At 70.4% G+C, this 19,379-nt stretch carries 19 protein-coding genes; 14 read left to right on the forward strand and 5 right to left on the reverse strand.

Annotation, left to right across the window (positions count from 1 at the left end):
• Window positions 1–5: 5 nt before the first annotated feature.
• The 3 genes from WG923_RS21590 (at window position 6) to WG923_RS21600 (ending at window position 2,976) form a co-directional block, all read left to right on the forward strand.
• A complete protein-coding gene (locus WG923_RS21590) occupies window positions 6–917 on the forward strand; it encodes an ABC transporter permease (protein WP_340353064.1) in 912 nt (303 codons plus the stop codon).
• Window positions 914–1,891: an ABC transporter ATP-binding protein gene (locus WG923_RS21595; RefSeq protein ID WP_340353065.1), complete on the forward strand. Its 978-nt coding sequence runs from the start codon at window positions 914–916 to the stop codon at window positions 1,889–1,891. The genes WG923_RS21590 and WG923_RS21595 overlap by 4 nt, the downstream gene beginning before the upstream one ends.
• Window positions 1,892–1,959: 68 nt before the next feature.
• A complete protein-coding gene (locus WG923_RS21600) occupies window positions 1,960–2,976 on the forward strand; it encodes an ABC transporter ATP-binding protein (protein WP_340353066.1) in 1,017 nt (338 codons plus the stop codon).
• 95 nt (window positions 2,977–3,071) lie between these two features.
• Here the strand turns inward: WG923_RS21600 and WG923_RS21605 are convergent, their stop codons facing one another.
• Together WG923_RS21605 and zwf are read right to left on the reverse strand one after the other, a co-directional pair.
• Complete coding sequence (locus WG923_RS21605; RefSeq protein WP_340353067.1) at window positions 3,072–3,920, reverse strand: MurR/RpiR family transcriptional regulator; 849 nt, start codon at window positions 3,918–3,920, stop codon at window positions 3,072–3,074.
• Window positions 3,921–3,951: 31 nt separating this feature from the next.
• Window positions 3,952–5,406, reverse strand: coding sequence for a glucose-6-phosphate dehydrogenase (gene zwf / locus WG923_RS21610; RefSeq protein ID WP_340353068.1), 1,455 nt, complete (start codon window positions 5,404–5,406; stop codon window positions 3,952–3,954).
• A 125-nt stretch (window positions 5,407–5,531) separates the two neighbouring features.
• Between zwf and WG923_RS21615 the strand changes: the two genes are divergently transcribed.
• Genes WG923_RS21615 through pgi form a run of 5 tightly spaced genes read left to right on the forward strand, consistent with a single transcriptional unit; the run spans window position 5,532 to window position 12,358 of the window.
• Window positions 5,532–6,545: an ABC transporter substrate-binding protein gene (locus WG923_RS21615; protein ID WP_340353069.1), complete on the forward strand. Its 1,014-nt coding sequence runs from the start codon at window positions 5,532–5,534 to the stop codon at window positions 6,543–6,545.
• Complete coding sequence (locus tag WG923_RS21620; protein ID WP_340353070.1) at window positions 6,542–8,764, forward strand: ABC transporter permease; 2,223 nt, start codon at window positions 6,542–6,544, stop codon at window positions 8,762–8,764. Before WG923_RS21615 ends, WG923_RS21620 begins: the two co-directional genes overlap by 4 nt.
• Window positions 8,761–9,807, forward strand: a complete 1,047-nt coding sequence (locus tag WG923_RS21625) for an ABC transporter ATP-binding protein (RefSeq protein ID WP_340353071.1) — start codon at window positions 8,761–8,763, stop codon at window positions 9,805–9,807. The genes WG923_RS21620 and WG923_RS21625 overlap by 4 nt, the downstream gene beginning before the upstream one ends.
• Before the next feature lie 42 nt (window positions 9,808–9,849).
• Complete coding sequence (gene tal / locus WG923_RS21630; protein WP_340353072.1) at window positions 9,850–10,797, forward strand: transaldolase; 948 nt, start codon at window positions 9,850–9,852, stop codon at window positions 10,795–10,797.
• 19 nt (window positions 10,798–10,816) lie between these two features.
• Window positions 10,817–12,358 carry a glucose-6-phosphate isomerase gene (gene pgi, locus WG923_RS21635; RefSeq protein WP_340353073.1) on the forward strand — a complete coding sequence of 514 codons (1,542 nt, stop codon included), beginning with the start codon at window positions 10,817–10,819 and terminating at the stop codon, window positions 12,356–12,358.
• 256 nt (window positions 12,359–12,614) lie between these two features.
• Here pgi and WG923_RS21640 read toward each other — a convergent pair whose 3' ends face one another.
• Window positions 12,615–13,730 (reverse strand): NADH:flavin oxidoreductase/NADH oxidase, encoded by a 1,116-nt coding sequence (locus tag WG923_RS21640; RefSeq protein WP_340353074.1) that lies wholly within the window; start codon window positions 13,728–13,730, stop codon window positions 12,615–12,617.
• A 142-nt stretch (window positions 13,731–13,872) separates the two neighbouring features.
• Between WG923_RS21640 and WG923_RS21645 the strand changes: the two genes are divergently transcribed.
• The 6 genes from WG923_RS21645 to WG923_RS21670 all read left to right on the forward strand — a co-directional run bounded on the left by WG923_RS21645 (window position 13,873) and on the right by WG923_RS21670 (window position 18,563).
• Entirely contained in the window at window positions 13,873–14,268 is a 396-nt protein-coding gene (locus WG923_RS21645) for a response regulator (protein ID WP_340353075.1), read from the forward strand.
• A 143-nt stretch (window positions 14,269–14,411) separates the two neighbouring features.
• Window positions 14,412–14,678, forward strand: a complete 267-nt coding sequence (locus WG923_RS21650) for a flagellar biosynthetic protein FliQ (RefSeq protein WP_340353076.1) — start codon at window positions 14,412–14,414, stop codon at window positions 14,676–14,678.
• Window positions 14,679–14,688: 10 nt separating this feature from the next.
• Window positions 14,689–15,477, forward strand: coding sequence for a flagellar biosynthetic protein FliR (locus tag WG923_RS21655; protein ID WP_340353077.1), 789 nt, complete (start codon window positions 14,689–14,691; stop codon window positions 15,475–15,477).
• The gene (locus WG923_RS21660; protein ID WP_340353078.1) at window positions 15,477–16,565 is read left to right on the forward strand and encodes an EscU/YscU/HrcU family type III secretion system export apparatus switch protein; all 1,089 of its coding nucleotides are present in this window, start codon (window positions 15,477–15,479) and stop codon (window positions 16,563–16,565) included. Before WG923_RS21655 ends, WG923_RS21660 begins: the two co-directional genes overlap by 1 nt.
• Window positions 16,562–17,791 (forward strand): flagellar type III secretion system pore protein FliP, encoded by a 1,230-nt coding sequence (gene fliP, locus WG923_RS21665; protein ID WP_340353079.1) that lies wholly within the window; start codon window positions 16,562–16,564, stop codon window positions 17,789–17,791. Before WG923_RS21660 ends, fliP begins: the two co-directional genes overlap by 4 nt.
• Before the next feature lie 7 nt (window positions 17,792–17,798).
• Window positions 17,799–18,563: a sigma-70 family RNA polymerase sigma factor gene (locus WG923_RS21670; protein ID WP_340353080.1), complete on the forward strand. Its 765-nt coding sequence runs from the start codon at window positions 17,799–17,801 to the stop codon at window positions 18,561–18,563.
• 55 nt (window positions 18,564–18,618) lie between these two features.
• Here the strand turns inward: WG923_RS21670 and frdD are convergent, their stop codons facing one another.
• The gene (gene frdD / locus WG923_RS21675) at window positions 18,619–18,984 is read right to left on the reverse strand and encodes a fumarate reductase subunit FrdD (RefSeq protein ID WP_340353081.1); all 366 of its coding nucleotides are present in this window, start codon (window positions 18,982–18,984) and stop codon (window positions 18,619–18,621) included.
• Complete coding sequence (locus WG923_RS21680; protein WP_340353082.1) at window positions 18,981–19,379, reverse strand: fumarate reductase subunit C; 399 nt, start codon at window positions 19,377–19,379, stop codon at window positions 18,981–18,983. Before WG923_RS21680 ends, frdD begins: the two co-directional genes overlap by 4 nt.

Here is a 19,379-nt window from a genome sequence, read left to right on the forward strand (position 1 = left end):
GCGCGATGAAGCAGGTGCTCGCGGGCTGGCTGGACAGCGATGTCGGCTACAGCTTCCGCACGTCGCCGGTGGCGATCGTCGCCGGCGCGATCGCCTTCGCGTGCATCTTCTGTGCGGTGTTCGCCGGCTGGGTGGCGCCGCACAACCCCTTCGACCTCACGACCCTGGAGCTGGGCGACGCGCGCAAGCCGCCGGCCTGGCTGCCCGAGGGCAGCGCCAAGTACCTGCTCGGCACCGACGACCAGGGCCGCGACATCCTCTCGGCCCTGATCTACGGCGCGCGCATCTCGCTCGTCGTGGGCGTCGCGTCCGTGGTGCTGTCGATGGCCGTCGGCGTGGCACTCGGCCTGTTGGCGGGCTTTCGCGGCGGCTGGCTCGATGCGTTCCTGATGCGCCTGTGCGACGTGATGCTGTCCTTCCCGCCGATCCTCGTCGCGCTGCTGATCGCGGGGGTCGGGCGGGCGCTCTTCCCGAACGCGCCCAACACCGTGGCCTTCGGCGTGCTGATCGTCGCGATCACGCTCACCGGCTGGGTGCAGTACGCGCGCACGGTGCGCGGCTCCACGCTGGTGGAGCGCAACAAGGAATACGTGCAGGCGGCGCGCGTGACGGGCGTGGCGCCGGTGCGCATCATGCTGCGCCACGTGCTGCCCAACGTCATGGGTCCGGTGCTGGTGCTGGCCACGATCCACATCGCCACGGCGATCATCACCGAGGCGACGCTGTCCTTCCTCGGCGTGGGCGTGCCGCCCACTTCGCCTTCGCTGGGCACGCTGATCCAGATCGGCAACAACTACCTGTTTTCGGGCGAGTGGTGGATCACGGTGTTTCCCGCGATCATGCTGATCCTCATTGCGCTGTCGGTGAACCTGCTGGGCGACTGGCTGCGCGACGCGCTGAACCCGAGGCTGCAATGAGTTTGCTGGAGGTCCGCGACCTCGTCGTCGAATTTCCCACGCGGCGCGGCACGCTGCGGGCGCTGGACCACGTCTCCTTCGACATCGCGCCGGGCGAAATCCTGGGCGTGGTGGGCGAGTCGGGCGCCGGCAAGTCGCTGACGGGTGCGGCCATCATCGGGCTGCTCGAGCCGCCGGGGCGCATCGCCTCGGGTGAGATCCTGCTGGAAGGCGAGCGCATCGACAACCTGCCGTTCGAGCGCCTGCGGCACATCCGCGGCCGCAAGATCGGCGCGATCTTCCAGGACCCGCTGACCTCGCTGAATCCGCTCTACACGATCGGCCGGCAGCTCACGGAGACCATCCAGGCGCACCTGCCGGTGGACCGCGCCGAGGCGCGCCGGCGCGCGATCGCCCTGCTGGAGGAGACCGGCATCCCCGCCGCCGCGCAGCGCATCGACCACTATCCGCACCAGTTCTCGGGCGGCATGCGGCAACGGGTGGTGATCGCGCTGGCGCTCGCGGCCGAGCCGCGGCTGGTCGTCGCCGACGAGCCCACGACGGCTCTCGACGTGTCGATCCAGGCGCAGATCATCCAGCTGCTCAAGCGGATCTGCCGCGAGCATGGCGCCGCCGTCATGCTGATCACGCACGACATGGGCGTGATCGCGGAGACCTGCGACCGCGTCGCGGTGATGTATGCAGGCCGGCTGGCCGAGATCGGGCCGGTGCACCAGGTGATCCACCAGCCGGCGCATCCGTACACCATGGGGCTGATGGCCTCCATCCCGGACATGGCGAGCGACCGCGAGCGCCTGAACCAGATCGACGGCGCGATGCCGCGCCTGACGGCGATCCCGTCCGGCTGCGCCTACAACCCCCGCTGCCCGCGCGCCTTCGAGCGCTGCACGCGCGAGCGCCCCGACCTGCTGAACGCCGGCGCCACGCGCGCCGCCTGCTGGCTGCACGACGCCAATGCGGAGATGCCGGGATGAGCAGCGTCCTGCCCGCCGACTCTCTCCCTGGGGGTTCGCTCCCTCTCTCCCCTGGGGAGAGGGCTGGGGTGAGGGGCACGCCCGCCACCACCAACGCCCCCCTCGTCCAGGCCACTGACCTCGCCAAGACCTTCGACGTCTCCCCCCCGTGGCTCAATCGCGTCATCGAACGCAAGCCGCGCCTGCTGCTGCACGCCGTCGACGGCGTGAGCTTCGCGATCGGCAAGGGTCGCACCCTCGCACTCGTCGGCGAATCCGGCTGCGGCAAGAGCACGGTCGCGCGCCTGCTCGTGGGCCTGTATGCGCCCACGCGCGGCAGCTTCACCTTCGACGGCCAGGATGCCCACGCGGCCTTCCGCACGCCCGAGGGCCGCAAGCTGCGCCGGCGCATCCAGATGATCTTCCAGGACCCCTATGCCAGCCTGAATCCGCGCTGGCGGGTGGAGGACATCGTCGCGGAGCCGCTGAAGGAGCATGGTCTGGTCACCGGTGCCGCCGCCGTGCGCGAGCGCGTGGCCGAACTGCTGTCCTCGGTCGGCCTGGGCGTGCAGGACGTGACCAAGTACCCGCACCAGTTCTCCGGCGGGCAGCGGCAACGCATCTCGATTGCCCGCGCGCTGGCGACGAACCCCGAGTTCCTGGTGTGCGACGAGCCCACGTCGGCGCTGGACGTGAGCGTGCAGGCGCAGGTCCTCAACATCATGAAGGACCTGCAGCGGCGGCTGGGGCTGACCTATCTCTTCATCTCGCACAACCTGGCCGTGGTGCGCCACGTGAGCGACGAGGTCGGCGTGATGTACCTCGGCCGGCTGGTGGAGCTCGCGCCCAAGCAGCAGCTGTTCGCCAACCCGCAGCATCCCTACACGCGCATGCTGCTGGATGCGATCCCGAAGATGCACGACACCGGGCGCGCGCGCACGCCGGTGCAGGGGGAGGTGCCGAATCCGCTGGACCCGCCGACGGGGTGCGCGTTCAACCCGCGCTGCCCGCATGCGAACGAGAGGTGCCGGGCGGAGCGGCCGGCACTGCTGGAGCTTCGTGGGGTGCGCGTGGCCTGCCACGCGGTGGAGGAGGGGCGGATCTGAACGCTGGGGTTCGCTTCGCTCACCGCCAGCCTACGAAAGCGCCGGGCGCGGATTGCGCAGGCTGGCGGTGAGCGAAACGAACCCCGGCGCTTGCTTCACGCGTACCGCTTCGACCGCAGGTTGTTCTTCATCTCGCGCAGCAAGGGCTGCAGCCGCCCGCCCCCGATCCGCAGCGCCACCGTCGTCGCCAGCACGTCGATGATCATCAGGTGCAGCAGGCGCGACACCATCGGGCTGTAGCGGTCGTAGCCCTCCGGATGGTCCGCAGCGAGGTGGATCTGACCGGCCGTGGACAGGGGCGAACCCGTCGCGGTGATCACGATCGTGGTGGCGCCGTTGCGCCGCGCGATGTCGCAGGCATCCATCAGGTCGCGCGTGCGGCCGGAGTTGGAGATCACGACCACGCAATCCCCGGGCCCCAGCAGCGTCGCGCTCATGACCTGCATGTGCCCGTCGCTGTACGAGATGGTGTTCACGCCGAGGCGGAAGAACTTGTGCTGCGCATCCAGGGCCACGACGCCGGAGTTGCCGACGCCGTAGAACTCGATGCGTCCGCGCGTGCCGTGCGTGGCGGCCAGCGCCTGCGCTGCCTTCTCGATGGCGAAGGTGGATGCATCGTTGCGGTACTTCAGGAAGGCCGCCACGGCGTTGTCGATCACCTTCACCAGCACGTCGCCGGTCTTGTCGTCCGCGTCCACGCTGCGGTGGATGAAGGGCACGCCTTCGCTGACGCTGCCCACCAGTTTCAGCTTGAAGTCCGACAGGCCGTCGTAGCCCATGCTGCGACAGAAGCGCACCACCGTGGGCTTGCTCACGTGCGCGCGGAACGCAAGCTCGCTCACCGGCAGGTTCGCGAACGCGCGCGGGTCCACGAGCACGAGCCGCGCGACGCGCTGCTCCGCCGGTGCCAGCGAAGACATGGACGCGCGGATGCGGTCTAGCACGCGCACCTCGCCGCAGTGGCCGGCGTGGGGGCTAGCATTCCTCGCTCCAGCAGAAGCCGTCGCGGGCGATCATCGCGCTGGAGGCGCTCGGTCCCCACGTTCCCGCGTTGTACGGCCGCGGCCCGCGTTCGTCGGCACGCCAGTGTTCGAGGACCGGCTCGACCCAGCGCCAGGCCGCCTCCTGCTCGTCGCTGCGCACGAACAGGTTCAGGCGCCCGGCGATCACGTCCAGCAGCAGCCGCTCGTAGGCGCCCACGCGCTCGGAGCCGAAGCGCTTGGCGAAATCCAGGTCCAGTTGCACCGGCGCCAGCACCTGGCCGTTGCGCCGGTTCTCCTGCCCCTGCGCCAGCAGGTGCAGCTCGAGGCCGTCGCGCGGCTGCAGGTTGATCACCAGCCGGTTGGCGCTGCCGGGCGGGGCGCTGAAGATCGCATGCGGCGTCTCGCGGAAGTTCACCACGATGTGCGCCTCGCGCGAAGCCAGCCGCTTGCCGGTGCGGATGTAGAAGGGCACGCCGGCCCAGCGCCAGCTCGCGATCTCCGCGCGCAGGGCCACGAAGGTCTCGGTCTGGCTTTCCGGGGCTACGCCCGGCTCCTCGCGGTAGCCCTTGACCGGCTGGCCGTTGACGCTGCCGGCCGCGTACTGCCCGCGGACCACGTGCTGGTCCAGCGCCTCGGGCGTCCAGCCCTTGAGCGAGCGCAGCACCTTGAGCTTCTCGTCGCGGATCGCATCGGCGTGCGCGCTGATCGGCGGCTCCATCGCCAGGGCGCACAGCAGCTGCAGCGCGTGGTTCTGCACCATGTCGCGCAGGGCGCCGGTCTTGTCGTAGAAGGCGCCGCGCTTTTCCACGCCCAGGTCTTCCGCGATCGTGATCTGCACGTTCGACACGTGCTCGCGCCGCCAGACCGGTTCGAACAGGGCATTGCCGAAGCGCATCGCGAACAGGTTCTGCACCGCCGGCTTGCCCAGGTAATGGTCGATGCGGAAGATCTGCCGCTCGCTCAGCACGCTGCGCACCACCTCGTTGATCTCGCGGTTGGAGGCGAGGTCGTGGCCCAGCGGCTTCTCCAGCACCAGCCGCGTGTTCGGCCGGTTCAGGCCGGCGGCGGCGAGCTGCTGGACCACCTTGGTGAACAGGTCCGGAGCGGTGGCCAGGTACATCACCACCGTTTCGGCATGGCGTTCGCGCAACATCTGCGCGAGCCGCGCGTAGTCCTGCGGCTGCGACAAGTCCAGCCGCAGGAAGTGCAGCAGTCCGGCAAAGCGCTCGAATTCCTCCGGGCTCGGCCGCTTGGCCAGGTCCACGTCCGCGAAGCGGGAGCGGATCAGCTCGCGATACTGCGCATCGCTCAAGTCGTCGCGCGCAATGCCGATAATGCGGCCACCCTCGGGCAGCGTGCCGTGGCGGAAGGCCTGGAACAGTGCCGGCATGATCTTGCGCCACGCGAGGTCGCCGGTACCGCCGAAGAGAACGAGGTCGAAGCTCATGGCGTTGTTGTTGCTTGACGGGGTCGGGATACTGTAACTTAGTTTCAGAACGCGGGTGGGAGGCGCGTCGCGCCAAGCCAGGCCCCGCAGCAGGAATCGTTGTAATTTCGTTACGAGGAGAAGCAATGCGCACGTTCTGTTTCGGCCTGGTCCTGGCCACCGGCGCTTCGGTTGCCGCCGCCCAGGGGCAGGTCAACGTGATCTGCTCCGTGCAGGCCGAGTGGTGCAACATGATCTCCACCGTGTATGCGCGCACGACGGGCGTGCGCGTGAACATGGCCATGAAGGGCTCCGGCGAAGCGCTGGCGCAGCTCATCGCGGAGAAGGACAACCCCAAGACCGACATCTGGTTCGGCGGCACCGGTGATCCGCACCTGCAGGCCGCCGAGCAGGGCCTCACCCTCGAATACCGCTCGCCTTCGCTGCCGCAGCTGCACGAGTGGGCGCAGCAGCAGGCGAAACAGTCGAACTGGCGCACCGTCGGCATCTACTCGGGGCCGCTGGGCTTCGGCTACAACCCCGAGCTGCTGGCGAAGAAGAAGCTGCCGGTACCCAGGACCTGGGGCGACCTGCTCAAGCCCGAATACAAGGGCGAGGTGCAGGTGGCCAATCCCGCCTCCAGCGGCACCGCCTACACGATGATCGCCACGCTGGTGCAGCTGATGGGCGAGGACAAGGCCTTCGACTACTTGAAGGGGCTGCACCGCAACGTCGGCACCTATCCGCGCTCCGGCACGGCCCCGATCAAGGCGGTGGCCCGCGGCGAGACGGCCCTGTCGATCAGCTTCGTGCACGACGGCCCGGGCGAGAAGATGCAGGGCTTCCCCGTCGAGACGATCACGCCGGCGGACGGCACCGGCGCCGAGATCGGTTCCATGAGCATCATCAAGGGCGCACGCAACCTCGAGGCCGCGAAGAAGTTCTACGAATGGGCCTTGACGCCGCCCGCGCAGGAGATGGCCGCGGCGGCGAAGTCCTTCCAGCTTCCGAGCAACAAGGCCGCCAGGGTGGATGCGCGCGTGCCGGACTTCCGCAGGATCCGATTCATCAACTACGACTACGCGAAGTACGGTGCCAGCGCGGAGCGCAGGCGCCTGATCGCGCGCTGGGAAAAGGAAGTGAACGCGCTGCCGCGGTGACGCGTAGCCTCCTGAGGAAGCCCGACGCACCGGTGTGGGCGTGGGTGGCGGCCGGCCTGCTGGGGTACCTGCTGTTGCCCTGGTACGCGCTGCAGGATGCGAACGGGCTGCTCGCGTTCGGCCGCACCTGGGGCGAGCAGGCGAGCGCGAACGGGCTGCTGCAGGCCCTGGTGTTCGGCCGGCCGTGGTTGCTGGCCGGCCTCGCGGGCCTGCTGCTGTGCGGCGCCGCCACCTTGCTGCCGCCCGGTGGCCGGCAGGGCGGCCTCCTCGCGGCGGGCGGCTTCGGCGGCGCGCTGGCGCTGCTGGCGAGCGGCTTCGCCATCGGCGCCAAGGGCTGGAACTTCGCGCTGCTCGAGACGACGTTCGGCGCACTGGCGCTGCAGCAGTTCGGCATGGGCTGGGGCGCGGCGATCGCCCTCGTCTCCCTCGTGGTGCTCGGCGCCTGCGGGCTCGCGCGGCGCGGGCTGTTCCGCGGCGACCTGTTCGTCGCCGCCGCGGTGCTCACCTGCGGGGCGCTGCTGGCCTTGTTCATCGTGTTCCCGGTGCTCAAGGCGCTGGCCGGCGCCTTCCTCGGCGAGGACGGCCGCGTGGCCCTGACCGCCTTCGCGGGCCGCCTCGCGAGCGAGCGCAACTGGGGCCTGCAGTGCCTGGGCGGCGGGGTGCGCTGCGGCGTGGCCTGGAACACCCTGTTCCTCGGCCTCGCGACGGCGGCGAGCACCACGCTGCTCGGCACGCTGATGGCCCTGATGGCGGAGCGTGGCTCGCGCCGGCTCGCCCGGCCGCTGAACGTGCTGGCGCTGCTGCCGATCATCACGCCGCCCTTCGTGGTGGGCCTCGGCCTGATCCTGCTGTTCGGGCGCGCCGGCATCGTGAACCAGTTGCTGGAGGCTGCCTTCGGCGTGCAGCCTTCGCGCTGGTTCTACGGCTGGCTGGGGGTGTGGATCGCGCAGACCTTCGCCTTCACTCCGATCGCCTTCATGACCGTGCGCGGGGTGGTGCAGGGCGTGTCGCCCAGCCTGGAAGAAGCGGCGCAGACGCTGCGGGCCGACGCCCGGCAGACCTTCCGCACCGTCACGCTGCCGCTGCTGCGCCCCGGCCTCGCCAACGCGTTCCTGGTCGGCTTCATCGAAAGCATGGCGGACTTCGGCAACCCGATCGTCGTGGGCGGGCAGTTCTCGGTGCTGTCGACGGAGATCTTCTTCGCCATCGTCGGCGCGCAGTACGACCAGGGCCGGGCCGCTGCCCTGGCATGGCTGCTGACGCTGTTCGCGCTGGGCGCGTTCGCGCTGCAACGCTGGGCGCTCGGCCGGCGCAGCTACGCCACCGTGGGGGGCAAGGGCGACGGCGGCGTTCCCATGCCCTTGCCGCCGGACGTGCGGCGGCTGGTGCACGGTGTCGCCTTGCCGTGGATCGCCTTCACCCTGCTCGTGTACCTGTTCGCATTCGCCGGAGGCTTCGTGCAGACCTGGGGCCGCGACTACACGCTCACGCTGGCGCACTTCCGCACCGCCTTCGCGCTGGAGTGGGGCGCCTTCGGCGTGGTGTGGGCCGGCACCGCGTGGAACTCGTTCTTCACCACCGTGAAGCTCGCGGCCCTCTCGGCGCCCGTGACCGCGGCGATGGGCCTGCTGATCGCCTGGCTGCTCGCCCGCACGCGGTTTCGCGGCCGGGGGCTGTTCGAGTTCTCCGCCCTGCTGGCCTTCGCCATTCCGGGCACGGTGCTGGGCGTGAGCTACATCCTGGCGTTCAACGTGCCGCCGATCGAGCTCACGGGCACCGGGCTGATCATCGTGCTGTGCTTCGTGTTCCGCAACCTGCCGGTCGGGGTGCGGGCGGGCACGGCGGCCCTGCACCAGGTCGATCCTTCGCTCGACGAGGCCTCGCTGATGCTGCGCGCCTCGACCCTGCAGACGCTGCGCCACGTCGTGCTGCCGCTGCTCAAGCCCGCGCTCGTCGCGGCACTGGTCTACAGCTTCGTGCGGGCCATCACCACCGTCTCCGCCGTGATCTTCCTGGTCACCGCGGAGAACGAACTGGCCACCACCTACATCATCGGCCGCGTCGGCAACGGCGACTATGGCGTGGCGCTCGCGTACTGCACCGTCCTGATCGCGATGATGAGCGTGGTGACGGCCGGCATCCAGTGGGCGGTGGGGGAACGGCGCCTCGGCCGGCGCGCCGCCGCGGCGGTGCAACCCATGGCGGGAGCGGCGGCATGAGCGCCGGCATCGAATTCCGCGGCGTCAGCAAGCGCTATGGGGCCGACGCCAGCGCGCGGGCCGCGGTGGACGGCATCAGCTTCGAGATCCCGCGCGGCTCGCTCACCACCATCCTCGGTCCCTCGGGCTGTGGCAAGACAACGACGCTGCGCCTCATCGCCGGCCTGGAGACGCCCAGCGCGGGCGAGGTCCTGATCGGCGGGCGCGACGTCACGCGGCTCGGCCCGGCGCAGCGCAACGTGAGCATGATGTTCCAGAGCTACGCGCTGTTCCCGCACATGGACGTGCTGGAGAACGTGAGCTACGGCCTGCGCATGTCGGGCGTGCCGCTGCAGGAGGCGCGGCGCCGCGCGCGCGAGGCATTGCACAACGTGGGCCTGGTGGACTTCGACGCGCGGCTGCCCAGCGAGCTCTCCGGCGGCCAGCAGCAGCGCGTGGCGCTCGCCCGCGCGCTGGTGCTCGAGCCGCAGGTGCTGCTGTTCGACGAGCCGCTGTCCAACCTCGACGCGCGGCTGCGGCGCGAGATGCGCGAGGAGATCCGCGCGCTGCAGCAGCGCCTGCAGCTCACCGTGGCCTACGTGACCCACGACCAGGGCGAGGCGCTTGCCGTGAGCGACCACATCATCGTGATGGACCACGGCGCGATCGCGCAGCGCGGCACCCCGCAGGAGCTGTACGAGGCGCCCGCCAGCGAATTCGTGGCCGCCTTCATGGGGGAGGCGACGCTGTTCGCGGCCGAGGCGGATGCACGAGGCATCGTCACGCTCGGGCCGCTGCGGATCGTGCCGCGCCAGTCCGTGAGCGCCGGCGCGGTGAAGGTGGCCGTGCGGCCGGAGGCCTGGCAGCTCGTGCCGCCGGGGCAGGGGCTGGCCGGCCGGCTGGCCAAGCTGTCCTATCTCGGCAGCAGCTACGAGTACACCTTCGAGACCGAACTGGGGCCCGTGTTCGTCGTCTCGCCGGACGTCGGGCGCGCGGTCGGCATTGGCAGCGACGTGGGCCTGCAGCTGGCGAGCCACGGGGTGGCGATCGTGCGGCCATCCTAGGTTCCGGCGCCTCCCGGCGGGGCCGCGCCGGATAATCGGGGCATGAACCAACTGGATGCCCTCAAGCAGTACACCACGGTCGTGGCGGACACCGGCGACTTCCGCCAGCTCGCGCAATACCACCCGAAGGACGCGACGACCAATCCCTCGCTGATCCTCAAGGCGGTGCAGAAGGCCGACTACGCGCACCTGCTGGCCGAGACGGTGGGCCGGCACCGCAGGGAACCTCTCGACGAGATCGTCGACCGCCTGCTGGTGCGCTTCGGCACCGAGATCCTGCAGCACATCCCCGGCCGCGTCTCGACGGAGATCGATGCCCGCCTGAGCTTCGACACGGCCGCCACCGTCGCGCGGGGCGAGCGCCTCATCGCGCTGTACCGCGCCGAAGGCATTCCCGCCGAGCGCGTGCTGATCAAGGTCGCCTCCACGTGGGAAGGCATCCAGGCGGCCGCGCAGCTGCAGAGGCAGGGCATCCAGTGCAACCTGACCCTGCTGTTCTCCTTCTGCCAGGCGGTGGCCTGCGGCCAGGCCAAGGTGAAGCTGATCTCGCCCTTCGTGGGCCGCATCTACGACTGGTACAAGAAGAGCGCGGGCTCGGCGTGGGACGAGGCCGGCAGCGCGGGCGCGAACGACCCCGGCGTGCAGTCGGTGCGCCAGATCTGGAGCTACTACAAGCATTTCGGCATCGCCACCGAAGTGATGGGCGCGAGCTTCCGCAACGTGGGCCAGATCCTCGCGCTGGCGGGCTGCGACCTGCTGACCATCAGCCCCGAGCTGCTGGCGCAACTCGCCGGCTCGAACGAGCCGCTGCGGCGCGCGCTCGACCCCGCGCAGGCCAGGGCCGCCGACATCGAGCGCGTGCAGTACGACGAGAAGTCGTTCCGCTGGGCGCTCAACGAGGACGCCATGGCCACCGAGAAGCTGGCCGAAGGCATCCGGACCTTCGCCGTGGACGCGGCGAAGCTGGAACAGCTGATCCTCGCGGCCTGATGCCTGGAGGAGGGACGCGATGACCGACGCACGCCAGCGCTGCGACCGCACGGCCGCCTGGGCGCAACTGCACGAGCGCTTCCGCACCGCGGGCGCCGCGTTCGACCTGCGCGATGCGTTCGCGCAGGACGCCGACCGCTTCGCGCGTTTCAGCCAGCAGGCGCCGCACGTGTTCGCCGACCTGTCGAAGAACCTGCTCGACGCCGCCACCGAGCAGGCGCTGTTCGCGCTGGCGCGCGAGTGCGGCGTCGAGGCGCACCGCGACGCGATGTTCGCCGGCGAGCGCATCAACAACACCGAGGACCGCGCGGTCAAGCACTGGCTGCTGCGCGCACCGCGCGACGCGAAGGATCCGGACTCGGTGGCCGTGCACGACACGCTGGAGGCGATGCTCGCCTACGCCGAGCACGTGCGCGCCGACGCCGCGATCACCGACGTGGTCAACATCGGCATCGGCGGCTCCGACCTCGGGCCGCAGATGGCCGTGGCGGCGCTGGACGCCTTCCGCATCCGCGGCAAGCGCTTCCACTTCGTCTCCAACATCGACGCCCACGAGCTCGACGCCGTGCTGCAGCAGCTGCGGCCCGATCGCACGCTGTTCCTGATCGCCTCCAAGACGTTCACGACCCTGGAGACGATGACCAACGCGCGCAGTGCCCGCGTCTGGTTCCAGCAGCAGGGCGGCAGCGACGTGGGGCGGCACTTCGCCGCCCTCACCACCAACGTGGAGGCGGCGCGCCAGTTCGGCATCACCACCACCTTCGGGTTCTGGGACTGGGTGGGCGGCCGCTATTCGTTGTGGTCCGCGATCGGCCTGCCCCTGGCCATGGCCGTCGGCGCGCAGCGCTTCGGTGCGTTCCTGGCCGGCGCCCACGCGATGGACCAGCACTTCCGCCGCGAACCGCTGGAGCGGAACCTGCCGGTGCGCCTGGGCCTGCTGGACGTGTGGTACCGCGACTTCCACGGTTTCGCCAGCCGCAGCATCGCGCCGTACCACAGCGCGCTGCGGCGCTTTGCGGCCTACCTGCAGCAGCTCGAGATGGAGAGCAACGGCAAGAGCGTGGATGCGCAGGGCCAGCCGCTGCCCTACGCGACCTCGCCGGTGCTGTGGGGCGAGGCGGGCACGAACGGGCAGCACGCCTACTTCCAGATGCTGCACCAGGGCAGCGACCGCGTCCCGGTGGAATTCATCGCCGTGCGCGACCCGGCGCACGGCATTCCGGGGCACCAGGAACTGCTGCTGGCCAATGCGCTGGCGCAGGCGCAGGCGCTGATGCAGGGCCGCGCGGACGCCGGCGGCCACCGCAACTTCCCGGGCAACCGGCCGAGCACCTTCTTCGTGCTGGACGCGCTCACCCCCGAGTCGCTGGGCGCACTGATCGCCCTGCACGAGCACCGCGTGTTCACCAGCGGCAGCGTGTGGGGCATCGACAGCTTCGACCAGTGGGGGGTGGAGCTGGGCAAGGTGCTGGCGACGGAGATCGCCAGGCGGCTCGAATCCGGCCATACGGAAGGGCTCGACGGCTCCACCGCTGGCCTGCTGCACAAGCTCAGGCGCTGAAGCACGGCTGTCGCGCAGGCGACTTGTTGCAGCGGCGGCACGCGCCGCCAGCCGCCAGTCAGCTTCGGCCGGCACCTGCCTGTTGTTGCATCACCCCGTCCGGAGCCAGTGCTGGCGCGGCCCGGCGCCGGCTTCCACACGGTTGTCCACAACGTTCTCCACGGAAGCTGTGGGAAGCGCCGTCATGGAGCTGTGCTAGGAGCATGGGCGGCAGAGAAACGCAGGCCCGTCTCTCTGCCGCCCACGCTCCTGGGGATCAGCGCTGCCCGTAATGCGCGCCGGCGAACAGGTCCTTGTGTTCGCGCGGCTGCGAGCGCCAGTACTGCTTCGGCGCGACCACGTGCGCACCCAGTTTCGCGGCCGCGTGCCAGGGCCAGCGCGGGTCGTACAGCATGGCGCGGGCCAGCGCCACGGCGTCGGACCGGCCGCCGCGCACGATCGCGTCGGCCTGTTCCGCTTCGGTGATCAGGCCCACCGCGATGGTGGGCAGGCCGACGGCCTCCTTCACGCGCTGCGCGAAGGGCACCTGGTAGCCGGGGCCGAGCGCGATCTTCTGGGCCGGCGACACGCCCCCGCTGGAGACATGGACCGCCGCGCTGCCCCGCGCTGCGAGCGCGTGCGAGAAGGCGATGGTGTCCTCCACGTCCCAGCCCCCCGGCACCCAGTCGGTGGCCGACACCCGCGCCCACACCGGCTTGCCGGCCGGGAAGGCCGAGCGCACCGCGTCGAACACTTCGAGCGGGAAGCGCATGCGGTTCTCGCGGCTGCCGCCGTATTCGTCCTCGCGCCGGTTCGCCAGCGGTGACAGGAACTGGTGCAGCAGGTAGCCGTGCGCGGCGTGCAGCTCGATGCCGTCCAGGCCGAGCCGGGCGGCGCGCGCCGCGGTGCGGGCGAAGTCGTCGCGGATGCGCGCCAGGCCGGCGCGGTCGAGTGCCACCGGCGGCAGCTCGCCGGGAGAGTGCGCGACGGCCGATGGAGCCTCGGTGACCCAGCCGCGCGGCTCGTCGGAGCGGATCTGCGCGCCGCCATCCCACGGCGCGTGGCTGGAGCCCTTGCGTCCCGCGTGCGAGAGCTGGATCGCCACCGGGATCGCCGAATGCCTGCGCACCGCCGCCAGCACGCGCGCCAGCGCGGCCTCGTTCGCATCCGAGTACAGGCCCAGGTCGTCCGGCGAGATGCGCCCGACGGCGGACACGGCCGTGGCCTCGATGATCAGCAGCCCGGCACCCGACAGGGCGAGGTGCCCGAGATGCACCAGGTGCCAGTCGGTCGCGCTGCCCTCGTCGGCGGAGTACTGGCACATCGGTGCGACGACGATGCGGTTGGCCAGGCGCAGCGGGCCCAGCTGGAGGGGATCGAACAGGTGCGTCATGGGGTCCTTTGTTCCTGCCCCGATTAGAGCAGCGCCCGGACGGCCCTGTCTGTCGACCGCCACTGACGCCGGAGCGGCGACTCCTTTGGGCAAAATACCGCCGCAGCCCGCAACAGATGACACCGACAGCACTTGCCACGCCATGACGCCCGAACCAGCCGACCCCGCCAGCAGCCGTACCGTGCTGGTGGTCGACGACCACCGTGACACCGCCGACGGCCTGTGCGAAGTGCTGCAGCAGCTCGGCTTCGACACGCTGGTGGCCTACGACGGTGACGATGGCGTGGCGGTGGCGCTGCGCGAGCGCCCGCCCTTCGTGATCCTCGACCTGCACATGCCGCGCATGGGCGGCGTGGTCGCCTGCACGCGCATCCGGCAGCAGGCGGCGGACAGCCGGATGAAGCTGGTGGCGCTGACGGGATCGGACCAGCCCACCGACCGCGAGGCCGCGGAGCTGGCCGGCTTCGACCATTTCCTGGTCAAGCCGGTGATGGTGGGCGCGCTGCTGGCCCTGCTGCAGGCAGTGCCGGGCATGTAGCGCATTCCGCAGCGCGCGGCGCGCTGCGTCTCCTCCGATCGTGCCGGGCCGATTGCGCCCGCCGCGTGTGACATCCCGCACTCAACGCGGCCTGCCGCCTCCCGCACAGTCAGCCCTCACGAAAGCACCAGGGAGGTGTGGTCATGCAGGGCGATCTCGCGATCAGGGTGACGGCCGATCTGTTCTGGACCGGGCTGATGGTGTGCCTGCCGGTGCTGGGCATCACGATGCTGGTGGGCCTGGCCGTGAGCGTGCTGCAGGTCGTGACGCAGATCCAGGAGATGTCGCTCAGCTTCGTGCCCAAGCTCCTCGCGGCGGGCCTCGCGGTGGTCGCCTTCGGTCCGTGGATGCTGCGCACGCTGTGCCGCTTCACCGTTTCGCTCTGGTCGCAGATCCCCTCGCTGCTCTGAGTCGCGCGCCATGAACGCCATCGTCTCGACGCTGGGCGCCGGCTGGATCGTCACGGTGCTGCTGCTGTCCGCGCGCATCGCGGCGCTGCTGCTGATGACCCCGCTGCTGTACGCCGCCGCGCTGCCGCTGCTGGTGCGGGTGCTGATGGCGCTGGGCTTCGCCTGCGTCATCGCGCTGCCCTTCGCCGGCACGGCCGCGCCCGCGCCGCACGATTTCGGCGTCCTCCTGCAGGGGCTGCTGCGGGAACTGGTGATCGGCGCCACGCTCGGCCTCGGCGTGCTCATGGCCTTCGCCGGCTTCGCGCTCGCCGGGCGGCTGGTGGACGTGCAGGTGGGCTTCGGCATCGCGCAGGTGTTCGATCCCACCACCCGCACGCGCGTGCCGGTGCTGTCGTCCATCTTTGCCCTGTTCGCGGCCGTGTTCTTCTTCCTCGTGAACGGCCACCACGCGCTGCTGCGCGGCATCGCCTACAGCGTGGAGCGCTTTCCGGTGGGGCAGCCCGCCTCGCTCGCCGGTGCCGCCGAGCCCCTCGCGCGGGAGGCGGCGGCGCTGTTCGCGCTCGGCTTCGCGCTGGCGGCGCCCATCGTGCTGGGGCTACTGCTGGTCGACTTCGCCCTCGGCGTGATCTCGCGCAACCTGCCGCAGATGAACATGCTGGTGCTGGGCGTGCCGGTGAAGATCGTCGCCGGCTTGCTGTCGCTGTGGGCCTGGGCCGGCACCTTCGGCGCGCCCGCGGGCCGGCTCTACGCCGCGATCTACCGGACCTGGATGGCCTGGCTGGCCACGGGGGCACGCTGATGGCGGAACAGGACCTCGATCGCAGCGAAGCCGCCACGCCCTTCAAGCTGCACAAGGCGCGCGAAAAGGGCCAGACGCCCCGCAGCTCGGAGGTGGTGGGCTGCGTCGTGTTCGTGGCCGCGGCCGGCTGGCTAGCGGCCTGCGGCCTCGAAGCGTGGCAGGCCCTGGTGCGGATCGCGCGGCTGGCGCTGCTGCGCGCCGGCGACGCCGCGCAGCAGCCCCCTGCGTGGGCGCTGGTGCAGGAAATGGCGGCCGGCGCCGCCCTGGTCCTGTGGCCGCTGTTCCTGGCGCTGCTGGCCGCGGCGGTGGTGGGTTCGGTCGCCCAGACGGGGGTCGTGTTCTCCTTCGAGCCGCTGCGCCCCGACTTCACGCGGCTGCATCCGGCCCAGGGGTGGCGCCGCATCTTCTCGCTGCGCACGCTGTTCGATGCGGCGCGCGCCTGCGTCAAGCTGGCGCTGCTCGCCACGGTGGCGTGGCTGGCGCTGCGCAGCCTGCTGCCCGGCTTCGCGGCGATGGCCGCCGTGCCGCCCTCCGGCTTCGTTGCGGTGCTGCTGGCCGACGCCGGCGCGCTGGCGTGGAAGATGGCCCTGGCGCTGGTGGTCGTCGGCCTCATGGACCTCGCCTTCACGCGCCGGGAGTTCACCCGCCGCATGCGGATGAGCCGGCGCGAACTGAAGGAGGAACACCGCAACCGCGAAGGCGATCCGCGCATCCGCGGCCGCCTGCGGGAGTTGCGGCGCGAGATGCTGCGGCGCAGCCAGTCGCTGAAGAACACGCGCGACGCCGACGTCGTGCTCACCAACCCGACGCACTTCGCCGTGGCGCTGCGCTACGTGCACGGCGAGATGCCGGCGCCACGCGTGGTCGCCAAGGGCGCGGGCCACCTCGCCGCGGCCATGCGGGAAATCGCCGCGCGCCATCGCGTGGTCGTGGTGCAGAACCCGCCGCTCGCGCGGCGGCTGTTCCGCGAAGCGCCGCTGGACGAGGACATCCCCGCCTCCTTCCACGCGGAGGTCGCGCGGATCATCGTCTGGGTGCTGGCCGCGCGCCAGCAGAAGGCCCGCGCCGGCGCAGGAGCCGCGGCATGAACGCCATCAGCCGCTTCCTGGGCCGCCACACGGATGTCGCGATGGTGCTGGCGCTGCTCGGCGTGCTGCTCGTGCTGTTCCTGCCCATCCCGCGCGGCCTGCTGGACTTCCTGATCCTGGCGAACTTCAGCTTCGCCTTCCTGCTGCTGCTGCTCACGTTCTCGATGGCCCGGCCGGTGGACTTCTCCACCTTCCCCTCGCTGCTGCTGCTGGCGACGCTGTTCCGCCTGTCGCTCAACGTCGCCGCGACGCGCCTGATCCTCGCCGAGGGCGACGCCGGGCGCGTGATCGCGGCCATCGGCTCGCATGTCGTGGCCGGAAATTTCGTCGTCGGCCTGATCGTGTTCTTCATCCTGGTGGTCGTGCAGTACGTGGTCGTCACCAGCGGCGCGCAGCGCGTCTCCGAGGTGGCGGCGCGCTTCACGCTGGACAGCATGCCGGGCCAGCAAATGAGCATCGACGCGGACCTCAACATGGGCTTCATCGACCAGGCGGAGGCGCAGCGCCGCCGCCGGCAGATCGAAAAGGAAGCGGGGTTCTACGGCGCAATGGACGGCGCCAGCAAGTTCGTCAAGGGCGATGCCATCGCCGGCATCCTGATCCTCCTGATCAACATCATCGGCGGCCTGGTGATCGGCATCCTGCAGCACAAGATGCCCTGGCCGCAGGCGCTGCAGACGTACACGCTGCTCATCATCGTGCTGTCCATGCTGCGGCAGGCGATCGGCATGCCGGAGACGCCGCCGAATCCGGTGCTGATCGGCCTGGCGCTGTTCTTCACCCTGTTCACCATGTCCCCGGTGCTGCAGTCGCTCAACGAGCAGGCCTTCCAGCCCTTCATGAACGGCACGCTCGGCATGGAGGCCGCGTACAGCAAGGGCACGGCGCCGCTGCGGGAGTTCATGGTGCGCCAGACCCGCGAGCAGGACCTGGCGCTGATGATCGAGTTGTCCAAGGCGAAGATGCCGCAGGGAATCGAGGACGTCGGCAACGTGCAGCTCATTCCGGCCTTCATGCTGTCCGAGCTGCGCGCGGCCTTCCAGATCGGCTTCCTCGTCTTCCTGCCCTTCCTGCTGATCGACCTCGTCGTGTCCTCGGTCCTGATGGCGCTGGGGATGATGATGATGCCGCCGACGACGATCGCCCTGCCGCTGAAGGTGCTCATGTTCGTCCTCGTGGACGGCTGGTCGCTGGTCCTCAAGGCCCTCGTGGGGTCCTTCCACTGAGCCCGCCATGGAAGCCCTCGCATCGCACCTGGGAGAGGAAGCGATCCTCTGGCAGCAGCTGCGGCAGGGCGGGGACGCCGCCGCGCGGGAACAACTGCTGGCCCTGCACATGGGTTATGCCAAAGTGGTAGCGGGTACGTACTATGCCCGCCGCTTCCACGACGAGATCGAGTATGCGGACTACCTGCAGTACGCCTCGGTGGGCTTGCTGGAGGCGCTGGAGCGCTTCGATCCGGCGCGCGGCGTGCAATTCCGCACCTTCGCGGCGCGCCGCATGCATGGCGCGATCCTCAACGGCCTGGAGCGCTTCACCGAAAAGCAGCAGCAGATCGCGGCGCGGCAGCGGCTGCGGGCCGAGCGGATGGCCGACGTGAAGGCGCTCGCCGGCGAGCGCAGCGGCGCGGAGACGGGAACGCCCCGGACGGCGGACCAGTTGCTGGCGTTCGTCTCGGAGGCCGGGATCGGCCTGGCGCTGTGCTGGCTGCTGGAAGGCAGCGGCATGGTCGACGACGCCGGCGCCACCGTGTCGCAGCCGTTCTACCGCAGCGCGGAGATGCGCCAGTTGCGCGAGCGGCTCGTGCTGGCCATCGAGGGCCTCCCCGCGCAGGAGCGCACGGTGATCCGCAGCCACTACCTGCAGGAAGTCCCGTTCGAGGAGATCGCGGCGAGCCTGCAGCTCACGCGCGGGCGCATCTCGCAGGTCCACCGGCGGGCGCTGGTGCGCCTGCGCGGCGTGCTGGGCGGACAGGGCGACTGGAGCGCCCTGTTCTAGAGGGTTGGAGCGTGGCAGTTGCCGGCGCAGGCCCGTTTCCCTGCCTCCCGGACTCCTAGATCCGTAGCAGGGAGACCAGGGCCACGATACTTCCCAGCGCCGCCACGCCGTAGCAGCACAGCCACCAGAACGCGTTCAGGTGGATGCCGAAATCGTGCAGCGTGTGGTAGATGCGGTGCGCCGCATGCCACAGGAACAGCGCGATCACCACGAAGATGAACAGGCCGCCCAGCGGGTTGCGCGCGAACGCCAGCAGGTTGTCGTAGGCGATCGGGTTCGCTGCGCCGAACAGGCCCAGCGGCCCGGCCAGGCCCGTGATCAACACCAGCGCCACGCCGATCAGCGCCGACACCATGCCGCCGGCGCCGAACAGCATCCAGAAGGGCGCCTGGTTGGAGTGCTTCAGGTTGGTCTGTTTCATCGTGCGAGCCCCCAGGCGACCAGGAGGACGAAGGCCGAGGCCGCCACGGCGGCCGCGATCCCCAGGCTGGTGATGGTCTGCGGCGCCAGCTTCTTGCCGCCGACGACCACCGGCGGCATCGTCTTGGGCATGATCTCGAACCAGCTGTAGGTGTGGTACGCGAACACCAGCAGCAGCACCACGTGCAGCGCGATGGACCAGCCGCTGCGCAACTGCTCGAGCCACTGCGCGAAGGCGGCGGGCCCCTGCGACAGCCGCACCAGCCCCGCCAGCAGCAGCAGTCCGTACACGGCGACGAAGAAGGCCGTCACCTCGCGGGCCATGTAGATCTTGAAGAACGGCACGCGGGTCCACCACCCGTCCATGCTTCGCACATAAGGTCTTCGTGCAGCCAT

It is taken from the genome of Ramlibacter sp. AN1133, assembly GCF_037890035.1.
GTDB lineage: Bacteria > Pseudomonadota > Gammaproteobacteria > Burkholderiales > Burkholderiaceae_C > Ramlibacter.